At 64.7% G+C, this 20,705-nt stretch carries 15 protein-coding genes; 4 read left to right on the forward strand and 11 right to left on the reverse strand.

The genetic code is table 11. The features are described 5' to 3' along the window. Positions 1-49: 49 nt before the first annotated feature. Positions 50-1,330, reverse strand: a complete 1,281-nt coding sequence (locus tag I3253_RS13225) for a glycerate kinase type-2 family protein (RefSeq protein ID WP_197918251.1) — start codon at positions 1,328-1,330, stop codon at positions 50-52. 311 nt (positions 1,331-1,641) lie between these two features. On the opposite strand from I3253_RS13225, the gene I3253_RS13230 reads away from it, so the two are divergent. The 3 genes from I3253_RS13230 to I3253_RS13245 all read left to right on the forward strand — a co-directional run bounded on the left by I3253_RS13230 (position 1,642) and on the right by I3253_RS13245 (position 7,167). After that, positions 1,642-3,399, forward strand: coding sequence for a SulP family inorganic anion transporter (locus I3253_RS13230; RefSeq protein ID WP_197918254.1), 1,758 nt, complete (start codon positions 1,642-1,644; stop codon positions 3,397-3,399). Between the two features lie 192 nt (positions 3,400-3,591). Continuing rightward, a complete protein-coding gene (deoC, locus tag I3253_RS13235; protein WP_197918256.1) occupies positions 3,592-4,584 on the forward strand; it encodes a deoxyribose-phosphate aldolase in 993 nt (330 codons plus the stop codon). A 237-nt stretch (positions 4,585-4,821) separates the two neighbouring features. Beyond that, a complete protein-coding gene (locus I3253_RS13245) occupies positions 4,822-7,167 on the forward strand; it encodes an aldehyde dehydrogenase family protein (RefSeq protein WP_197918259.1) in 2,346 nt (781 codons plus the stop codon). 87 nt (positions 7,168-7,254) lie between these two features. Here I3253_RS13245 and I3253_RS13250 read toward each other — a convergent pair whose 3' ends face one another. From I3253_RS13250 to I3253_RS13280, 7 genes are all read right to left on the reverse strand, one after another. Beyond that, the gene (locus I3253_RS13250; RefSeq protein ID WP_197918260.1) at positions 7,255-8,553 is read right to left on the reverse strand and encodes a M16 family metallopeptidase; all 1,299 of its coding nucleotides are present in this window, start codon (positions 8,551-8,553) and stop codon (positions 7,255-7,257) included. Next, complete coding sequence (locus I3253_RS13255; RefSeq protein WP_197918261.1) at positions 8,550-9,908, reverse strand: M16 family metallopeptidase; 1,359 nt, start codon at positions 9,906-9,908, stop codon at positions 8,550-8,552. The genes I3253_RS13250 and I3253_RS13255 overlap by 4 nt, the downstream gene beginning before the upstream one ends. Before the next feature lie 109 nt (positions 9,909-10,017). After that, on the reverse strand, positions 10,018-10,536 hold the full coding sequence (locus I3253_RS13260) for a DUF3035 domain-containing protein (protein WP_197918262.1): 519 nt from the start codon (positions 10,534-10,536) through the stop codon (positions 10,018-10,020). Between the two features lie 52 nt (positions 10,537-10,588). Continuing rightward, the gene (gene lspA / locus I3253_RS13265) at positions 10,589-11,059 is read right to left on the reverse strand and encodes a signal peptidase II (RefSeq protein ID WP_197918263.1); all 471 of its coding nucleotides are present in this window, start codon (positions 11,057-11,059) and stop codon (positions 10,589-10,591) included. A gap of 119 nt (positions 11,060-11,178) precedes the next feature. After that, positions 11,179-12,768, reverse strand: a complete 1,590-nt coding sequence (gene purH, locus I3253_RS13270; RefSeq protein ID WP_197918264.1) for a bifunctional phosphoribosylaminoimidazolecarboxamide formyltransferase/IMP cyclohydrolase — start codon at positions 12,766-12,768, stop codon at positions 11,179-11,181. A 19-nt stretch (positions 12,769-12,787) separates the two neighbouring features. Beyond that, complete coding sequence (locus tag I3253_RS13275; protein WP_197918265.1) at positions 12,788-14,530, reverse strand: heparinase II/III family protein; 1,743 nt, start codon at positions 14,528-14,530, stop codon at positions 12,788-12,790. A gap of 178 nt (positions 14,531-14,708) precedes the next feature. Then, positions 14,709-15,980: an RsmB/NOP family class I SAM-dependent RNA methyltransferase gene (locus I3253_RS13280; protein WP_197918268.1), complete on the reverse strand. Its 1,272-nt coding sequence runs from the start codon at positions 15,978-15,980 to the stop codon at positions 14,709-14,711. 86 nt (positions 15,981-16,066) lie between these two features. On the opposite strand from I3253_RS13280, the gene I3253_RS13285 reads away from it, so the two are divergent. Further along, positions 16,067-16,258 carry a DUF1674 domain-containing protein gene (locus I3253_RS13285; RefSeq protein ID WP_408647819.1) on the forward strand — a complete coding sequence of 64 codons (192 nt, stop codon included), beginning with the start codon at positions 16,067-16,069 and terminating at the stop codon, positions 16,256-16,258. A gap of 209 nt (positions 16,259-16,467) precedes the next feature. Here the strand turns inward: I3253_RS13285 and I3253_RS13290 are convergent, their stop codons facing one another. Genes I3253_RS13290 through I3253_RS13300 form a run of 3 tightly spaced genes read right to left on the reverse strand, consistent with a single transcriptional unit; the run spans position 16,468 to position 20,516 of the window. Beyond that, the gene (locus I3253_RS13290) at positions 16,468-18,504 is read right to left on the reverse strand and encodes an ABC transporter permease (RefSeq protein ID WP_197918271.1); all 2,037 of its coding nucleotides are present in this window, start codon (positions 18,502-18,504) and stop codon (positions 16,468-16,470) included. Beyond that, positions 18,501-19,550, reverse strand: coding sequence for a quaternary amine ABC transporter ATP-binding protein (locus tag I3253_RS13295; RefSeq protein WP_197918273.1), 1,050 nt, complete (start codon positions 19,548-19,550; stop codon positions 18,501-18,503). Before I3253_RS13295 ends, I3253_RS13290 begins: the two co-directional genes overlap by 4 nt. A 6-nt stretch (positions 19,551-19,556) precedes the next feature. Next, positions 19,557-20,516, reverse strand: a complete 960-nt coding sequence (locus tag I3253_RS13300) for an ABC transporter substrate-binding protein (protein WP_197918275.1) — start codon at positions 20,514-20,516, stop codon at positions 19,557-19,559. Positions 20,517-20,705 lie beyond the last annotated feature (189 nt).

Genomic DNA, 20,705 nt, shown 5'->3' on the forward strand with positions numbered 1-20,705 from the left:
CGGAATTTTGCAAAAATTCCGGACCGTTTTCATTTTATGAAAACGGGTCTCACCCGGACGCACGGCGCAGGAAAACCTGCATGTCGGCCACATTGGTGCCCGTCCCGCCGGTCATCAGCAGATCACCCGCCAGCGCCAGCGCCTTGTAACTGTCATTATTCTCCAGCAACGCGGCTCCGTCGCCGCCCGCCGCCGCGATCCGCGCCGCGCTCGCGTCGTCCACGACACCGCCCGCCGCATCCGTTGGCCCGTCGCGCCCATCGGTCCCCCCCGACAGGAATACCCAGCCCCCGCCCAGCGCCGCTCCGGCCCCCAGCGCCACCCGCAGGGCCAGTTCCTGATTGCGCCCGCCCAGCCCGTCGCCGCGCAACCGCACCGTGGTTTCCCCGCCCCACAACAGTGCCACATCCCGGTCCCTGGGCGCATCCGCCGCCGCCGCAAGCACCTGACTGGCCGCGTCCGCCACGTCGCCTGTCAGACAATCCGACACCACCTCCGCCGCCCAGCCACGCGCCAGCGCCGCCGCCCGCATCGCCTCCAGCGAGTGCCGGTTCGACCCGATCAACCGGTTCTGTGCCTGCGGTGCCCCGGTCAGTTCCGGTGCCGCTTGCGACAAACGCGCCCGCACCGCCTCGGGGGCCGCATCCCAGATCCCTGCCGCCTGCATCATCGTCCGCGCCGCGGCCCGCGTTCCGATCGGGGCCACCGTCGGCCCGCTGGCTATGGCGCGCAGATCGTCCCCGATCACATCCGACAGGATCAGCGCCCGCACCGGGGCCGGGGCCGCATGGCGCAGCCAGCCGCCGCCCTTCAGATTCGAAAGCTGCTGGCGGATCAGGTTCATGTCGTTGATTTCAAGCCCGCTGGCCAGCAACAGGGCGTTCACCGCCCGCTTGTCCGCCAGCGTCAGCCCCGGTGCAGGGGCCACCGCCAGCGCCGAGCCACCGCCCGAAATCAGCGCCAGCACCCGGTCCCGCGCCCCGGCCCCGTCCAGCAGTTCGACAATCGCCCGCCCCGCCGCCGCGCTGCTGTCATCCGGTTCGGGATGCGCACCGCAAATCACCTGGGCCCCGGCCAGCGTCCGCATGTTTTCCGGATTGGTGACCGCCAGCGCCTTTACCGGCCCCTGCGCGCGCTCCAGCGCCGCCTCCAGCATCGGCACCGCCGCCTTGCCCAGCGCGATCACGATCAGCCGCCCGCCCTCGGGTGGCGCATCCAGCGGCGCCCGCGCCAGTTCCGCGCGCACCGCGCTGGCCGGATCGGCCCGTTGTACCGCCGCGCCAAACATCGCTTCCGCCTCGTGGCGCAATGCACCATTGTCCTGCTTCATCGTCCCGCCTCCCTTTGCCCTGCCGTTCTGACCCGCCCCCGGCGACAGGTCAACCACGGCCCCGGCCCCTGCCATCCTCATAACGGCCCGCACGCTGCATTAAACCGGCTCGACGGCAAATCCATACCGACGCGATACCGACGTGATGCCGACGCAAAGCCGATCGGTGTTTGCGCCATGAATTGCACCGTTAACCCCGAATTTTCACCCGATTCGCCATTTTATGTGCCGTCCATGCCGGTCCCCCCTTTTACTTATTCTAAATTCTGAATATATAGGCCCGGAAAACCGCGCCATCCCCGGAATCACCCATGCCCCTTCCCCGACCCGACCGCGCCCGCCTGGAACGTCACCTGCCGATCCTGAAATGGTCGCGCAGCTATGACCGCGATACGCTGACCTCCGACATGGTGGCGGCGGTGATCGTGACGATCATGCTGATCCCGCAGTCTTTGGCCTACGCGCTGCTTGCCGGTCTGCCACCCGAGATGGGGCTTTACGCCTCGATCCTGCCGCTGGTCGCCTATGCGATCTTTGGCACATCCCGCGCGCTGGCGGTCGGGCCGGTCGCGGTGGTCTCGCTGATGACCGCCGCCGCCGTCGGCAACCTGGCGCTGCAAGGCAGCGCCGAATATGCCGCCGCCGCCATTACGCTTGCCTTCATCTCGGGTGTGATCCTGACGGTGATGGGGATCTTTCGTCTTGGATTCCTTGCCAATTTCCTGTCACACCCGGTGATTGCGGGCTTCATCACCGCCTCGGGCATCCTGATCGCCACAAGCCAGCTCAAGCATATTTTCGGCATCGACGCGCAGGGCCACAACCTGACCCAAATGGTGATGTCGCTGTTCGCCCATGCCCCGGAAACCAACCTCATCACACTGGCGATCGGCGTGGCCACCACGGCTTTTCTGTTCTGGGTGCGCAAGGGGCTGAAGCCGCTGTTGCAGGACATGGGCATCGCACCGCGCCTTGCCGATATCCTGGCCAAGGCCGGCCCCGTCGCGGCCGTGGCCCTGACAACGCTGGCGGTCTGGCTGTTCGGCCTTCAGGATCGCGGCGTGCGCATCGTGGGCGAAGTGCCCACCGGGCTGCCGCCCCTGACCCTGCCCGGTTTCTCGGGCGAGGTCTGGTCTTCGCTGTTTGTGTCCGCCCTGCTGATCTCGGTCATCGGCTTTGTCGAATCGGTCTCTGTCGCGCAAACGCTCGCCTCCCGAAAACGCCAGCGCATCGTCCCCGACCAGGAGCTTGTCGGCCTTGGCGCCTCGAATATTGCCGCAGCAATTTCAGGGGGTTATCCGGTTACGGGCGGTTTTGCGCGGTCGGTTGTGAATTTTGACGCCGGGGCCGAAACACCGGCTGCCGGGGCCTTTACCGCCATCGGCATCGCGCTGGCCGCCCTGCTGCTGACCCCGCTCCTGTTCTTCCTGCCAAAGGCGACACTGGCCGCCACGATCATTGTCGCCGTGTTGTCGCTGGTGGACTTCTCGATCCTGTCGCGCACCTGGAGCTACTCTCGTGTGGACTTCTGCGCCGTTGCCGCCACCATCCTTCTGACGCTGGGATTTGGCGTTGAGCTGGGCGTGTCTGCCGGGGTCATCCTGTCCATCGGCCTGTTCCTGTACAAGACCTCGCGCCCGCATGTTGCCGAGGTCGGGCTGGTTCCCGGCAGCCAGCATTTCCGCAACATCATCCGCCACAAAGTGCAGACCAATCCCGCCATCGTCACCCTGCGCATCGATGAAAGCCTGTATTTCGCCAATGCCCGGTTTCTTGAGGATTACGTCAATGACCGCGTGGTCCGCGACACGTCGATCCGGCATGTGGTGCTGATGTGTTCGGCCGTGAACGAGGTGGACATGAGCGCGCTGGAAAGCCTGGAAGAGATCAACCGCCGCCTGCGCGACATGGACATTTCGCTGCATCTTTCCGAGGTGAAGGGGCCGGTGATGGACCGTCTGCAACGCAGTCATTTCCTGACCGATCTTTCGGGCCGGGTGTATCTGTCGCAATATGACGCATGGCGTGCGCTGACGCAGGCTACGGCGCCGAAAGCCGAAGCCGGGTAACGGGCCGATGGCCCGTCGCCTGCGGCTGTGAGTATTTTTGGCAAAATGAAGAATGGACCCGGCGTGTTGTGCGGCATGTCGCGCTTTGACTTGACCATATGGTCAAAAAAGTGGCGTTTCCCTTACGCGCCAGCTTGAAAAGCGCGAAGTGGCGTGACACGGTGACTCCTGTTTTTCGCACAGGATGGACATATGCAGACGCCCAGCATGACCGAAACGGGCCACCAGTTGCCCACGGCATTGGAACCACGCAATCCCGGCATGGCGCTTGATCTGGATTGGGTGCGCAGCGCGCAGGCCAATACTTCGGCCATCGAACGGCGCGCCATGACCTTGCCGGGCCGCCGGTCCGTCAAGAAGGACTATCAGGCCGCCTGGCTGTGCCGCGCCATCGCTTGTATCGACCTGACCACGCTGGCGGGCGATGATACCGAGGAACGCGTGCGCAGGCTATGCGCCAAGGCGCGCCAGCCGGTGCGCGCGGGTCTGCTTGACAGGCTGGGCATGACCGGGCTGACCACCGGGGCCGTTTGCGTTTATCACGACATGGTGCCCACCGCGGTGGACGCGCTGCACGGCTCGGGCATTCCCGTGGCCGCCGTGTCCACCGGATTTCCGGCGGGCCTGTCCCCGTTTCACCTGCGACTGGCCGAGATCGGAGAGAGCGTGAAAGCCGGGGCGGAGGAGATCGACATCGTGATCACCCGTCGCCATGTGCTCCAGGGAAACTGGCAGGCGCTGTTTGAAGAGATGCAGGCGTTTCGCGAGGCCTGTGGCGACGCGCATGTCAAAGCCATCCTGGCCACGGGCGAGCTTGGCACCCTGCGCAATGTCGCGCGCGCGTCGCTGGTGTGCATGATGGCCGGGGCCGATTTCATCAAGACATCCACCGGCAAGGAAAGCGTCAACGCCACCCTGCCCGTCAGCCTGGTGATGATCCGCGCCATCCGCGACTATTATCAGCGCACCGGCTATCGCGTCGGATACAAACCCGCGGGCGGCATTTCCAAAGCGAAGGACGCGCTGGTCTATCTGTCCCTGATGAAGGACGAACTGGGGGACCGCTGGTTGCAACCCGACATGTTCCGCTTTGGCGCCTCGTCCCTTCTGGGCGATATCGAACGCCAGCTGGAACACCATGTCACCGGCCATTATTCGGCCTCTTACCGTCACGCCATGGCCTGAAGGAACTAATATGAGTACAAAAGCAGATTTGCAGGAATGGGTGTCGCAGGCACTTCGTGACTTGGGCGGCGAGGCACATCTTGCTCGAATTGCCGAACACATTTGGAACCATCACGAGGATGATCTTCGAAAGTCAGGAGATCTCTTCTTCACTTGGCAGTATGACATGCGCTGGGCTGCACAGAACCTACAGAAGGTTGGAAAACTCAGGAAATTAAGCCGCAGTTGGAGACTCCTATGACCATCAAGGAAATCTTCGAGACCATGGAGTATGGCCCCGCCCCTGAATCCGCCGCCGACGCGCTTGCCTGGATCGTCGACCAGGGCGCCGCCTTTGGCCAGTATATCGACGGCCAATGGACCGCGCCGCGCAAGGACTTCCAGTCGCGCAACCCCGCCAATGGCGAAACTCTCGCCGACCTCAGCCAAGCCTCGCAGGACGAGGTCAACGCCGCCGTCGCCGCCGCCCGCAAGGCCCAGCCGAAATGGCAAAGGCTCGGCGGTCATGGCCGCGCCAAGCACCTTTACGCCATTGCCCGCCTCCTGCAAAAACACGCCCGCCTGTTCGCCGTTCTGGAAACGCTCGACAATGGCAAGCCGATCCGCGAAAGCCGCGACATCGACATTCCCCTTGCCCAGCGCCACTTCTATTTTCACGCAGGCATGGCGCAACTGGCAGAGGCCGAACTGCCCGATCAACAGGCCATCGGCGTCTGCGGCCAGATCATCCCGTGGAACTTCCCGCTCCTGATGCTGGCATGGAAAATCGCCCCTGCGCTGGCCATGGGCAATACGGTGGTGTTGAAACCCGCCGAATACACGTCACTCACCGCGCTCCTGTTTGCCGATATCTGCACCCAGGCCGGCTTGCCCGCCGGGGTGGTCAACATCGTCACCGGCGACGGCGCCGTGGGCGAGATGATCACCGCGCATGACGACATCGACAAGATCGCCTTTACCGGCTCCACCGATGTGGGCCGTGCCATCCGCACCGCGACTGCCGGCTCGGGCAAATCGCTGACCCTCGAACTGGGCGGCAAGTCCCCCTATATCGTCTTTGACGATGCCGATATCGACAGCGCCATCGAAGGGCTGGTCGATGCCATCTGGTTCAACCAGGGCCAGGTCTGCTGCGCCGGGTCGCGTCTTCTGGTGCAGGAAGGCATCGCCAACCGCTTCTATGACAAGCTCAGGGCCCGCATGGACGGGCTGCGCCTGGGCAACCCGCTTGACAAATGTATCGACGTGGGCGCCGTGGTCGATCCCGTACAGTTGCAAACCATCACCGACATGGTGGCCTCCAACACCGAAGGGCAAACCTATCACGCCAATGTCGATATCCCGGCAGAGGGCTGTTTCTATCCACCCACCCTGATCACCGGCCTCGCCCCCTCGGCCCGCCTCATGCAAGAGGAAATCTTCGGTCCGGTTCTGGTTGCCACCACGTTCCGCACCCCGGGCGAGGCCGTCGCACTGGCCAACAACACCCGCTACGGGCTGGCCGCCTCGCTCTGGAGCGAGAACGTCAACCTCGCCCTGGATGTGGCCCCGAAACTGGCCGCGGGCGTGGTCTGGGTCAACGCCACCAATCTCTTCGATGCCGCCGCCGGCTTTGGCGGCCTGCGCGAAAGCGGTTATGGCCGCGAAGGCGGCTGGGAAGGTCTGTCGGCCTACACCAAACCCAGGGGCACCGCCAAACCGCTCAAACCCATCGCGGCTTTCCCGGGTGACAAGGGCCCCACAGATCCGCTCGACCGCACCGCCAAGCTCTATATCGGCGGCAAACAGACCCGCCCCGATGGTGGCTATTCCCAGAACATCCATGGGCGCAACGGCACGCTCCTCGGGCAGGCCCCGATCGCCAACCGCAAGGATATCCGCAACGCCGTCGAGGCCGCCGGGGCCGCCAAAGGCTGGTCCGCCACCACCGGCCACCTGCGCGCCCAGATCCTCTATTACATCGCCGAGAACCTGTCGGCGCGCAGCGATGAATTCGCCCATCGCATCAACGCCCTCACCGGCGGCCGCTCCGGCGCCAAGGAAGTGGACACCGCCATCCGGCGCCTCTTCACCTATGCCGCCTGGGCCGACAAATATGACGGGCAGGCGCATGGCGTGCCCATTCGCGGTGTCGCGCTGGCGATGAAGGAACCTGTGGGCGTGATCGGTGCCTTCTGCCCGGATGACGCGCCACTTCTCGGGCTGGTGTCCCTCATGGCCCCGGCCATCGCCATGGGCAACCGCGCGGTCCTTGTCGCTTCCGAACCCTTCCCGCTTGCCGCCACCGATTTCTACCAGGTGCTGGAAACCTCGGACGTTCCTGCCGGCGTCGTGAACATCCTCACCGGCGCCCATGCCGACCTTGCCAAACCTCTGGCCGGCCACATGGATGTCGATGCGGTCTGGTCCTTCTCCTCGACCAACCTCGCAAGACCCATCGAACGCGAAAGCGCGCTCAACCTCAAACGCAGCTGGGTCAACAATGGCGCCGCGCGTGACTGGTTCGCTGCCGCGGGCGAGGGGCGCGCCTTCCTGCAAGCCGCCACCGAGATCAAGAATATCTGGATCCCCTACGGCGAATAACAACCGGGCGGCGCAATCGCACCGCCCTGCCTTCTTTTGGCCTGAAATATCCTGGGGGAGTCCCGCAGGGACGGGGGCAAAGCCCCCTCACACCCCCTCGGGCTTGCCCACGACCACGAACATCATGGCCTCCGGATCCAGAAGCTCGCGCGCCACACGGTTCACGTCCTCCAGCGTCACCGCATTCATCCGGTCATTGCGGGTCACGGCGTAATCGATGGGCATGCCGTCCACTTGCATCCCCACAAGGATCCTCGCAATCGCACCATTGCCGTCAAATCGCAGCGGATAGGCCCCGGTCAACAACGCCTTGGCATCCCCCAGCTCCTTCTCGGTCACGCCCGCTTCGGCCATCCGCGCCCATTCGGCACGGATCACCCCGATCGCCTCGCCGATCCGGTCATTGGCCGATGACACGCTGCCCATGTACAGATTCGCCAGATCCTTGGGCACCAGGTAGGAATAGACGCCATAAGTCAGCCCCCGCTTCTCGCGCACCTCGCTCATCAACCTGCTCTTGAACCCGCCACCACCCAGCACCGTGTTCAACAGATAGGCCGCAAAGAAATCCGGGTCATCCTGATCCATCCCCGGCTGGGCGAACACCGCCACCGATTGCGGCGTGTCAAACTGCACCACCTCAACCCCGCCGGTGAAACCCGGGGCCACCGGTGCGGGCATCGGCGCCCCCGTCTCGGGCAGATCCCCCAACAACCGGTCCAGCAACGGCCCCAGGTCTTCGGCGGTAATATCCCCCACCGCCGACACATACAGCCGGTCACGCGCCAGCGCGCCGCGATGGGCGGCGATCATGTCCTCACGCGTCAACGCGCTCACGCTCTCGATCGTTCCCGCCGGGTCCGACCCATAGGGATGATCGCCAAACAGCAACGCGTCCATCCGCGCGCCTGCAATCTTGTCCGGGTCGGTCGCGCGCGACCGGATTCCGCTCAGCACCTGCGCCCTCACCCGATCCAGCGCCACCTGCGAAAATCGCGGCTCCACAAGCGACAGGCGCAACAGCTCTACCGCCTCGTCCCGGTTTTCCGTCAGGAAACGCGCCGAAACCGAAACGCCATCGTCAGACCCGTCAAATCCGAACTGCGCCGCCAGCGCCTCGGTCGCGCGGGCAAAGCCCTGGGCATCCAGATCCCCCGCGCCTTCCTCCAGAAGCCCAACCATCAGGCTGGTCGCCCCGCGCTTGCCCGGCGCGTCCAGCGACGTGCCGCCCCTGAACCGCAGTTCCAGCGCCACGAACGGGATCGACGGCTCCTCGACCAGCCAGGCGGTGATGCCACCGGGCGAGGTCACTTCCCTGATGTCGGTCTGGGCCCAGGCCGGCAGCGCGGCAAGAAAGCCCGCGATCACCAAAGCAAAACGGATCATTGCGTCACCTCCTCTTCGGTCATAAGCCAGCCGGTCACGGACCGGCGCTTGTCGAATACCGTCCGCGCGGCCTCGACGATTTCCTCTTCGCTCACCGATTGCAGGATCTCCGGCCACTCCTGTATATCAGCCACCGTCAGCCCCGAACTCAGCGCCCGCCCGTACCGGTTCGCCAGGCGCTCCACATCGTCGCGGGCATAGATCTGCGACGCACGCAGCTGCATCTTGATCCGGTCCAGCTGGTCGCTATCCACGCCGGTTTCGATAAACGCCGCAAGCGTCTCGTCCAGCGCCGCCTCGGCCTCTTCCAACGCAACGCCGGGCACCGGCACGACGGTCAGGTTGAACGTGGTCGTGTCCAGCGAAACGCCACTATACCAGGCCCCGGCATAAACCACCTGCTTGCGCCGGAACTGCAACTCCTGGTTCAGGACCGAGGTCTGCGACCCGCCCAGAACCTCGGCCAACAGCGTCAATGCCGCCGCCGGTCGCTGATCGCCGGGGTTGCGCTCGGGGGCCAGGTAGCTGCGCGTGACATAGGGTTGGGCCACCCGCGGATCGGAATAGGTCATGCGCCGTTCCGTGGTCTGGGGTGGTTCGCTTGGCCGCACCCGTTCCGGCAGATCGGGATTGGCAGGGATCACACCATAATACTTCTCCGCCAGCGCCTTCACCGCCTCCGGCTCCACATCGCCGGCCACCACCAGCGTCGCGTTGTTGGGCGCGTAATAGGTTTTGTAATACGCCAGCGCATCATCCAGCGTCAGCGCCTCCATCTCGTGGCGCCAGCCGATCACCGGCACGCCGTAGCGATGGTTGAAATACTGCACCGCGTCCATCTGTTCGCGAAACAGCGCGCCGGGGCTGTTTTCCACCCGCTGGTTGCGTTCCTCGATCACCACGTCCCGCTCGGTCAGGATGTCTTCCGCATCCAGACGCAGATTGACCATCCGGTCGCTTTCCATCTGCATCATCAGATCCAGCCGGTCGGCCGCGACACGCTGATAATAGCCGGTGTAATCATAGCTGGTGAATGCGTTGTCGCGACCGCCATTGGCCGCCACCGTCGCCGAAAACTCGCCCGGCTCAAGCGTATCCGTGCCCTTGAAAAGCAAATGCTCCAGGAAATGCGCCACGCCGGATACGCCGGGCCGCTCGTCGGCCGAACCTGCCCGGTACCACAGCATGTTGGTGACAACCGGCGCGCGGTGATCCTCGATCACGACCACCTGCAACCCGTTATCCAGGGTGAACCCCGTCACCTGCTCTGTCGCCTGCTCCGCACCCTGCTCGCGGGCCAGTGCCGGCGCCGCCGCCAGCCCCAGCGCCAAAGCGGTGGCCAATATTCGCACCATTCCCCGTGCCTCCCTGAAATCCCATGTCACAACGATAGATACGCCCGTCATCGGGCGCTGCAAGATGGCTTACGGTTTTGTGAGATCACGCGGGCGCGCCCACGCATGTTCAATAGTTGGGCGGCGGAACCGCAGGGGTACGCGCCCCGGCCTGACGCCAGCGCCACCATTCGGCATATTCCTCAAGCGCCTCGCGCTTGTAGACCTTGTTGTACAGGTCTGTGCGGGCAATGCGGATATTGGTCAGGCGCGATTTCTTGCGGCGAAACTCGGCATCCTCGTTCGCAAGCTGCTGGCGGATATCCGCCGGGCGCCCGTTGCGCGATGCGTAATTGACCAGCGCCCCATCCGAACGCCCGATGCCGCTAGTGTCTTCCACCGCCTTGCGCGATCCGCCCAGCGCCACCACAGCGTCGGCCTTGGGATTCTGATCCGTGATATTGCCCTGCCCCGGAGTCGGGGTCGGCAACGCGGTGTAATCCTTGGGCTGCGTCAAAGGCTTGCCGGGAAGGATCATGAACTCGTCCGGCCCCTCTCCCTGGCTGGTCAGGTTGTGCAAACCCTTGTCGGTGCTGCACGCGGCAAGCAACGGAATCAACCCCAAAATGAGCACACGCAACACGCGCATGGCAACCCTCCTGCATTCACAGGCCCAGCTTTATCGCAAACTCCGGACAAGGTCACGCCTCTCTTTTGCTGCCGCCAAAGATGATCAGCCCGAACGCCCCCGCAAACACCCAGACATCCGACAGGTTGAACGCAAAAGGGTTGTCGATTCCGCAACAGGACATGTTCAGAAAGTCGGCAACGGCACCGTATAACAGCCGGTCCGCCACATTGCCCAGCGCCCCGCCGATCATCAGCCCGGCACTGATCATGCCCCAGCGCCCCGGCGGCTCGCGCCGCACCCAGATCAGCACAAAGGCGCAGATCGCCAGCGCGATCGCGATCAGCACCCAGCGCGCCGCCTCTGATCCGTTGGCGAACAGACCGAAATTGATGCCGTCATTCCACCCCATCCGAAACTGCAACAGTGGCGGCAAGACCTCGATATACAACAGCTCGCGCAGATTCATCATGTGCACGACAATGTACTTGCTGGCCTGATCCGTCAGAAACGCCCAGAACCCTCCCCAAAACACCAGACGCATCCGCGCCCCCTTTCTGCCTCGCTGTGCCCTGCGCGCCCCCTTGTTTTCAGGGGCTAGCGCGTATCGTGAAACGGGCCGCCCGGCACAGCCCGGACTGCCCGATGCGTCACAAGCCCGCCCTAGTGGCGGAAGTGGCGCATTCCGGTAAAGACCATCGCCAGCCCGGCGTCGTCGGCGGCCTTGATCACGTCGTCATCCCGCATGGACCCACCCGGCTGGATCACACATTTTCCGCCCGCTGCCGCCGCTTCCAGCAACCCGTCCGGGAACGGAAAGAACGCATCCGACGCCACGGCACAGCCCTTGGTGGGCACCTCGTCCAGCCCCAGTTCCGCAGCCATGCGCCCGGCCTTGGCCGCGGCCACATTGGCGCTGTCCAAACGGCTCATCTGCCCGGCGCCCACGCCCACGGTGGCGCCGTCCCTGACATAGACAATGGCGTTCGACTTGACGTGTTTCGCCACTTTCCAGGCAAACAGAAGATCGGCCATTTCCTGCGCATCCGGGGCTTTCCTTGTCACGACTTTCAGATCGTCCAGCCCGACATGGCCCACGTCCTTGTCCTGCACCAGCATCCCGCCCGCAACCTGCTTGTAGGCCACGATGGGTTTGCGCGGGTCGGGCAGGCCATCGGTCAGCAACAGCCGCAGGTTCTTCTTGGCGGCAAAGATTTCCCTGGCTTCGTCCGAAGCACCGGGCGCAATCACCACCTCGGTGAATATCTGCGTGATCTTCGCCGCGGTCGCCGCATCCAGCGGCTGATTCATCGCCACGATCCCGCCAAAGGCGCTGGTGCGGTCACAGTCAAACGCCTTCTGATAGGCCTCTTCCAACGTCCCGCCCACGGCGACACCGCAGGGGTTGGCATGTTTGATGATCGCCACCGCCGGGCCATTTTCGGGGGCGAATTCGGCCACCAGCTCAAACGCCGCATCCGTGTCGTTGATGTTGTTATAGCTCAGTTCCTTGCCCTGAAGCTGCACCGCCGTCGCCACGCCGGGGCGGTTGCTGCCGTCGGTGTAGAACGCCGCCTTCTGATGACTGTTTTCGCCATAACGCAGCGTCTGTTTCAGCTCTCCGGCGAAAGCGCGGCGTTTGGGGGCCTCCAGCTCAAGCTGGTCCGCCATCCAGTTGCTTACCGCCGCGTCATAGGCCGCGGTGCGCGCATAGGCTTTCTGCGCCAGTTTGCGCCGGAACCTGGCGCAGGTCGCGCCACCATGCTGATCCATGTCGCCCAGCAACCTGTCGTAATCCTCGACATCCACCACCACGTTCACGAAGGCGGCGTTCTTGGCCGCCGCCCGGATCATTGCCGGGCCACCGATATCGATATTCTCGATACAGGTGTCATAATCGGCGCCCGCCGCCACCGTAGCCTCGAACGGGTACAGGTTCACCACCAACAGGTCGATCCCGCCGATCCCGTGCTCGTGCATCGCCGCCACGTGATCGTCATTGTCGCGCAGCGCCAGCAGCCCGCCATGCACCTTGGGGTGCAGGGTCTTGACCCGCCCGTCCATCATCTCGGGAAAGCCCGTTACCTCGGACACATCCCTGACCGCCAGCCCCGCCTCGCGCAGCGCCCTGGCGCTGCCGCCGGTCGACAACAGCTCGACCCCGCGCGCGGCCAGGGCCTTGCCCAGGTCGATCAGCCCGGTCTTGTCGGAAACGGAAATCAATGCGCGGCGGATGGGGGTGGTATCGGTCATGGTGTGCGGAATCCCAGGGTCAGGTTGTCAGGTCCAGTTCGTCCCGGTTCAGGTCTCTGATCGCCACGGATGTTTCGTGGGCCTTGCTCAGCGACCACCGGATGCGCGTCGCATACTCCATCGCCACGCCAGATAGAACGACCTGTTTTGTCGCGCGCGGCTTTAATCGGCCTTTTTCCAGAAAAACACTGGGTTCCAGCGCCACTTGCGCCACCGCATCATGCCGGAACACCCATAATTCGCCGCTTTTCAGGGCAATCGACACCGCCGCGCCGCCCATATCCAGCTCGGCATCGGCATCGGGATGAAGATGGAATCGGATGTCAAAGGGCACGCCCTGCAACGCATGGGCATCCATGAGCCTGTCGAACCGGCGCCTTGCACTGTCCTCCAGCGCCACCAGAAGATCCTCGCCCGCCATGCCGCGCCCGTCAAATGTCAGCTCCAGCGTGCGCGCATGGGTCAGCCCGTGGGTGCGCAGATACCCGTCGTGCCCGCCCTCGAATCTAAGCCCATCCGGCGCCTGGCTCATCTGGATCGGTACGTCACGCGGCGCGTCCACCAGCTGTTCCTCGCGCCACCCGCGCCCCAGCTCGCCCAGCCGCGCGCTGGACAACCCGTCCAGACTCAGCGTCGAATGCGACGGAGTGGCCCGCCCCGCGCGGCGCCATTCCTCGCCGAAACTGGCCCCGGATCCGCAGCTCACGACCACCGAACGCCGTCCGCTGGTCAGCTCGAAAGCCAGCGTGGACGCGTGCGCATTGACCGAGCTTTCGCCCCTGGGCGGTGGGCTTGCATCCACGATCACGCTGGTGCGCCCCGCGCTCAGCCGGGCATAGCCCATCGCCAGCCCGTCCGCCTGCCGCGTCTTGACCGTGCTTTCCGCCAGCGCGCTGTCCAGCCGCCCTTCCAGGCCGCGCCCGCCGCCATGGAACCGCGCCAGCCCGCCATCGGCGTGGCGCAGGGTGCGCAGCGTCGGCGCGATCCGCTCGATCGCCTGCATATGCGCGTCTGAAACAGTCTGCCCCGCCTCGCCCAGCGCCGTTGCCGCCCAGGTCAACAGCGTGAACACTTCCAGAAGTTCCTCGGGGTTGCGCGTCGGGATTCCGCCCTGTGCATCCACCTGGCGTTTGCATTCCTTGTCCAGCGCCCGGCGCGCCGGATCGACATGCCGGCCCATCCCCTCCAGCGCCAGTCCGGCATAGATCAGCCCGGTCAACGCCTCGAAACGCGGCAATCCCGGCAGCGTCTTGTGCCAGCGGCGGCTCAGGAAAATCGTCTGCTGCGCCAGCGACCGGTAGAAGGCTTCGGATTGTTCGGCATCGCGGGCACGTAGCAGGAAAAGCGCATGGCTGATCCAGCGAATCAGCCGCCGCCCGGTCAGGTCCGGGGTCCAGCCCGGCCCGCGCCCGCGCCCGAACCGGTCGATCCAGCGCCACAACCAGATCTGCGCCCGTTCGCGCGCCGCCGTATCGCCCACCGCCGCCAGATCGTCCAGCCAGGCAAAGCCATGCAGATCCTGCCCGAACACTTCGTCGGGCACGTCAATGTCCCAGATCGACATATCCGGCGCCGTAACCAGATGCCCCGCAAACAGAAAATTGCCCGCCGCCAGTTGTTTGCCACGCGCAAAAAGGCCAATGGTGCGCGGCTCGGGCATCGAGGTGAACCCGGTCGCGGGCCGCGCCATGGTGGAAATGCGCGCGTGAACGCGATGCATCGCGCGTGTTCCGCGCGCCGAAAGGCTGTTGGGGTCGGACATGTGCTCTGCCTTTACGCTCTTTGGCGTTTGGCCGGAGTGTAGCCGCCTTCGCGCCCCAAGTCACACATTGAATCGGTGCCGTGCCGGGCGAAGCAGGCGCGGGCGCAAGGGGGCCAGCCCCCTCTTGAGCCTGTCGGCTCAATTCACCCCCGGAGTATTGGATGGAACAATGAAAGTGTCAGGCGGGTTTTGTCAGGCAGGCAATGTAGAATCCGTCCATGCCGCCCTGATCGCCAAGGTAATCCGGGCGCAGCCGCAGACCGCCCTCCGGGGTGATCCATTCGGGCGCGATCCCGGGCAGGGCAAGGGCCGCGCGATCCACCTTTGTGCCGTCATCGCGCGCCAGCACCTCGTCCACCTGGCATTCGCCCTCGTCAGGCAGCAGCGAGCAGGTGCAATAGACCAGCCGCCCGCCGGGTTTGAGCAGGGTCAATGCATGAGTCAGCATCGCGCCTTGCAGTTCGATCAGGTCGCCAAAGCCGCTGCCGTCCTTGGCAAAGGGCAGGTCGGGGTGGCGCCGGATCGTGCCGGTCGCCGAACAGGGCGCGTCCAGCAGGATCGCGTCCCATGTGCCGGTCTGCGCCAGCGCATCGCCCACCACCAGTTCGGCGGTCAGGCCGGTGCGTTTCAGGTTGTCGCGCAGGCGCGCCATCCGGGCCGGATTGTCATCAACCGCCGTCACCCGGGCGCCCGTGGCGGCCAGTTGCATCGTCTTGCCGCCCGGTGCGGCGCACAGATCGAGTACGTTTTCGCCGGGTTGCGCGTTCAGCACCCGGGCCGGGAGCGCGGCCGCCACGTCCTGCACCCACCAGTCACCCCTGTCATAGCCCGGCAGCGTTGACACCTGCCCGGCATCATGCAGGCGCACGGTGCCGGTTGGCAGCAGCACGGCGCCGAGCGTCTGTGCCAGAGCCGCCGGATTGCCCCTGGCTGTCAGGTCCAGCGGTGCACCTTGGAAATGCGCCGCTTCCATTGCCGCCACGGCGGGGGCGCCATAGGCCTCTGCCAGCGGCGCGCGCAGCCATTTGGGCAGGCGCGGCACGCGCAGTTTGGCCCAGTCGTCCGGGCCTTGCGCCGCCACTTTGCGCAGCACCGCGTTGACCATACCCTTCATGCCTTGTGTGCGCTTGTTGCGCGCGACAATCTCGACCGCGTCATTCACCACCCCATGCGCCGCGCCACCCCGGCACAGTTCGACGGCGGCCAGCCGCAGAACATTATGCACGGTCAGCGCGGGCGTTTTCTTCAGGTGCTTGTGCAAGACCCGGTCCGCCCGTTCCAGACTGCGCAGTGTATCGGTTGCCAGCCGCTGGGCGCGCGCGCGCTCGGGCGGGTCCAGCCGATCCAGAGCACCCGCCCCGATCAGCTCGGACAACAGCCGCCCTTCTCCCAGCACCTGATCAAGCAGGTAGACGGCACTGCGGCGGGTCTGCATCCCGGATTTCGACATCTGCTTGCGACTCCCTGCTCTCTTGCCCATCGGCGACGGGCGCGTATATCAAGGCGTGAGCCCGAAAGGAACCCGCCATGAGCGATATGAGCGATCAGACCCCATCCGGGGAAAACCCCGACCTGCCACCCGCCGCGCAGCGCGCGCTGGCCGAGGCAGAGGAACGCCGGCGCAAGGCCGGGGCACCGGACCTGCCGACCGAGCTGGGCGGGCGCGACGGGCCCGAACCGGTGCGTTTTGGCGACTGGGAGAAAAAGGGCATCGCCATCGATTTTTGACGGGTGGCTGGAGGGGCCTTGCCCCTCTTGGCCCGAGGGGCCAATTCACCCCAGGATATTTGTGGCCAAAAGAAGAATGCGGCGTTCGGGGCATTTAGGGCCGGGTTTGCCGGTCCCGGCGCTGACGCTATACCGACCTGGTACCGATGTGCCGCCGACGCGGCCTTGGCCATGAAACAAGGGCGTTAACCGTGGAGCGCCGCGCCGTGTCACAGGCCCAGCGCCCGGCGGCGTTCCTCGGCAAAGCCCTGCACCAGACGATCCGCCACCAGCGCCAGGATCGCCATGGCGGCCCCTGCCGTCACGCCCAGGCCCACATCGGCCTGTCCCAGCGCCAGATAGATCGACTGGCCCAGGCCCGTCGTGCCGATCAGCGCGGCGATCACCAGCATGGCAAAGGCATAGAGGATGGTCTGATTAAGGCCCAACAGGATGGTTGGCGCGGCATAGGGCGCGCGCACCTCGAACAGGGTTTGCCAGCGCCCTGCCCCCGTGGCCTGGGCCGCCTCGATCAGTTCTTCGGGGGTGTTGATCAGCCCGTGGCGCGTGTAGCGGATCATGGGCACGATGGCGTAAAGGCAGATCGCCAGGAAGGCCGAGAATTCGCCGATCTGAAAGAACATCAGAACCGGGATCAGAAACACGAAAAGCGGGATTGTCTGCAACAGGTCGCACACCGGGCGCAGCACGCGCCACGCGGTTTCGCTGACCGCGCCCCACAGGCCCAATGCACCGCCAAGAATGGCGCAGGCCACCACGGAAGCCCCTGAAAGATATAGCGAAAGCAGGGCGCGTTCCCACAGGCCGGAAATCAGTATCAGGCCCAGCAGGATCACCACCAGCCGGGTCAGCTTCCATCCGCCCGACACCCAGCCCAGCGCGCCTGCGCCGACGATCACCACCGGCCAGGGCAGTTGCGAAATGCCGGTCTCCAGCATGATCGCCAGAACCCCGATGACCAGACCCGCCGTCAGATGACCCCGCCACACCAGAAAGCCGGCAATCGCGGCGGTTGCACCGTAAAAAATCGCGCCGTGCTTGGCCGTCCACGAGAAGCCCCAGGTAAACGGCAGAACCGCATCCGCCAGCCCGATCCGAAGCGGCAGCAGCCCATAGAACATGGCGTTGTTCTTGACCGCGTCCAGCGCCGCGCCATTGGTTGCGGTAAAGCGGCCCACGGCGTCATCCACCCGATCGGCCACGCCGTCAAACGCGGCCACCCCGTCCGGGTTCCAGCCCGCCGCCAACGCCCAGCCCGATACCGCCAGCCCGGCCGCCAGCATCGCCCAGGCCACGCGCCGATCCTGCGCCGGGCGTTGCAGCGCCAGCGCACCGGACATCCTGTCGATCACGACAGCAAAGACGACGATCACCAGCCCGGCCAGAAAAGACTGTCCGAACAAGGCTTTGCGCATGGTCAACAGCACTTCCCAGCCGATATCGTCGAACCCGCCGATCACCGCGGCGATAATCACCATGCTCAGCGCCGCCATCAGGCTTTGATTGATGCCCACCATGATCTGCGTGGTTGCCGCCGGCAGTTCCACCAGGAACAATTGCTGTCGCCGCGTCCCCCCGGACATGACCGCCGCCTCGCGGATTTCATGCTCTACCCGCTCCAGCCCCAGCAGCACGTTGCGCGCCATGGGCGGGGCGGCATAGATCGCCGAGGCAATGAGCCCCACGACAGGACCAAAGCCGAACAGCACCAGAAGCGGGGTCAGATAGGCAAAGGTTGGCACCGTCTGCATGATATCCAGAAGTGCCTGTACCGGCCCTTTCAGGCGCGGGTATTCATAGGCCAGAATCCCGATCGCGGCCCCCGTCACCAACGCCAGCGGCACCGAAACCACAACCAGCGCCAGGGTATTCATGCTTTCGGCCCAATAGCCCGACAGCACCACGAACCCCAGGCCGAAAAACCCCAGCGCCGCAAGCCGCAGCCCGCCGATCATCCAGCCCAGCGCCGTGACGCCGCCCAGCACCAGCGGCCAGGGCGCATAGCCCAAAAGCGCGCCGATCCAGGTCATCGGGTAACTCAGCAGGAGCGAGAAGAACCGGGCGATTGGCTTGAAAACACTCAGGAAACTTCCGACCGCCGCACCAACCCATTCGGTCATCGGCACGGTCAGCGCCTCCGGCCAGCCCACCAGCCACGCCATCTGACCGCCCAAAAGGCGGGTGATCACGGCCACGGCAAGCACAAGCAAGGCTGCCTGCGCCCCGCGGGTCAGCGAAAGGCTCATCCTTCGTCCACCTGGAGCGCCGCGGCCAGGTCCGCCGGCTGAACCGCGCCTACAACAGTGCCGGTTCCGTCGCGCACCGGCACCGGTTCGTAAAGCGACATACATTTGGCCAGCGCCGTGTCCAGCGTCATGCCAATGCGCAGCCCCGGATCATCGGGCATATGGGTGGGCAGATCGCGCAGCATCACCGATTCAACCCGCGCGTGGCGGCCTTTGGCCACGTCCTTGGAAAACTCGGCCACGTAATCGTTCACCGGGCGCAGAACGATCTCTTCAGGCGTGCCGATCTGCACGATCTCGCCATCCTTCATGATCGCGATCCGGTCGGCCAGTTTCAGCGCCTCGGTAATGTCGTGGGTGATGAAAACAATGGATTTTTTCAACGTTGCCTGAATGTGCAGAAACTCGTCCTGCAACTGCCGCCGGATCAGCGGGTCCAGCGCCGAAAACGGCTCGTCCAGGAACCAGATATCGGGGTTCACAGCCAGCGAACGGGCGATCCCCACACGCTGCCGCTGCCCGCCGGACAATTCGCGCGGATAGGCGTCCTCGCGCCCTTCCAGCCCGACAAGCTCGATAACTTCCATCGCCCGCTTGCGCCGCTCGGCCTTGCCCGCGCCCTGCATTTTCAGGGGAAAACCCACATTGTCGGCCACGCTCATATGCGGGAACAGCCCGAAATGCTGAAACACCATGCCCAGCTTGTGGCGGCGCAGTTCGATCAGCCGCTTTTCGCTGGCTTGCAGAATATCCTCGCCATCGATCCGCACCGCCCCGGCCGTGGGCGTGACAAGGAGCGAAATGCAGCGCACCAAAGTTGACTTGCCCGATCCGGACAGCCCCATGATCACGAACAGTTCGCCCGAGCGTACCTCGAACCGGGCATCCCGCACCGCGGGGATCAGGCCCTTGTTTTCCAGGGCCTCGGCCGTGGCCTGGGGCGATCCCGCCCCGCGTGCGTCACGCAGGGCGGCGGTGGCGTTGGGGCCAAAGACCTGCCACAGGTCTTCGACCGCAATCGCCGGGGCGGAACTGTTCTTGGTCATGTCGGTTTACTGGGTCGCCGCGTCGACCACGGGTTTCCACTTGGCCTGGTTGGCGCCGATCCATTCAGACACCACCTCTTCGACCGGGCGGCCTTCAACGTCAACCGCACCCATCATCGGCTGCTGATCTTCCACCGAGAGCGTGTAATTAACCAGAATTTCATACGCGGCAGGCCATTTTTCCTTCAGGCCGGGCCAACCGGCCTTGAAAATACGGCTGGGCGCAAAATCGCAATCGTTCACCGCGTTCGGGTTGGGACCCCAGGCCGGGTCTTCGAAACAGGCCGGTTCGCCCGGCGGCAGGTCCACGAATTTCACGTCATAGGCCGACATTGCCCAATGCGGCTGCCAGAACGTGATCAACAGGGGGGATTTCTTTTCGGTCGATGCACGCAATTCCGCGATCAGCGCACCTTCGGACCCGGCAGGCACCGCCTTGAACGGCAGGTCCAGACCGACCATGCGATCGGCGCCCGGCGTGCCCCAGTCCGCGGGGTAATCCACCAGCCTGCCCTGCGGCAGGGTTTCGGCGGTGGCAAAATTCATCGCGCAATCCTGAAGCGCCTCCCAGGCCGGAAGACCGGGGCACAGATCGGCCACATGCGCGGGATAGGCGATGCCCTCGCGCGCTTCCAGACCAAGGTCGGACAGCTCTTCCAGCTTGCCCTCGTCTTTCAGCACGGCGTATTGATCGGACACGTTGGAAGACCAGATTTCCAGCGTCGCGTGAATGTCGCCATCGGCAATCGCCTGAAACTGGTTCATCATGCCGGCGGTGACATATTCCACCTTATAGCCGGCAGCCATCAGCATCTCACCCGCCACGCGCGTGGTGACATGCTGGCCGGTCCACTCGTTGAGCGCCAGCTTGATCGGTTCGTCGGTGGCCCCCAATTCGGCGGCACCGACGGCACTTGCCGTGATCAGTGCTACAGCCGAAAGGCCCATGCGAAGGGTCGCTTTCATTTTGGTCTCCCTGGGTTTTGGCCGATTTCTTGAACAGCCATTCAATTTTTTGTTCCGGCATAAAACCACGCGCACGCAATTCTGCCAACCTGTTTTTTACCCGATCCTACGCCGATTGCGCCGCCCGACAAAGAGCGCGCTGAATCTGGGCTGTTTTTCATGCGGTTGCCGGTTCGCAGCGCATGATCG

It is taken from the genome of Thiosulfatihalobacter marinus (assembly GCF_016019955.1).
Classification (GTDB): domain Bacteria; phylum Pseudomonadota; class Alphaproteobacteria; order Rhodobacterales; family Rhodobacteraceae; genus Shimia; species Shimia marinus_A.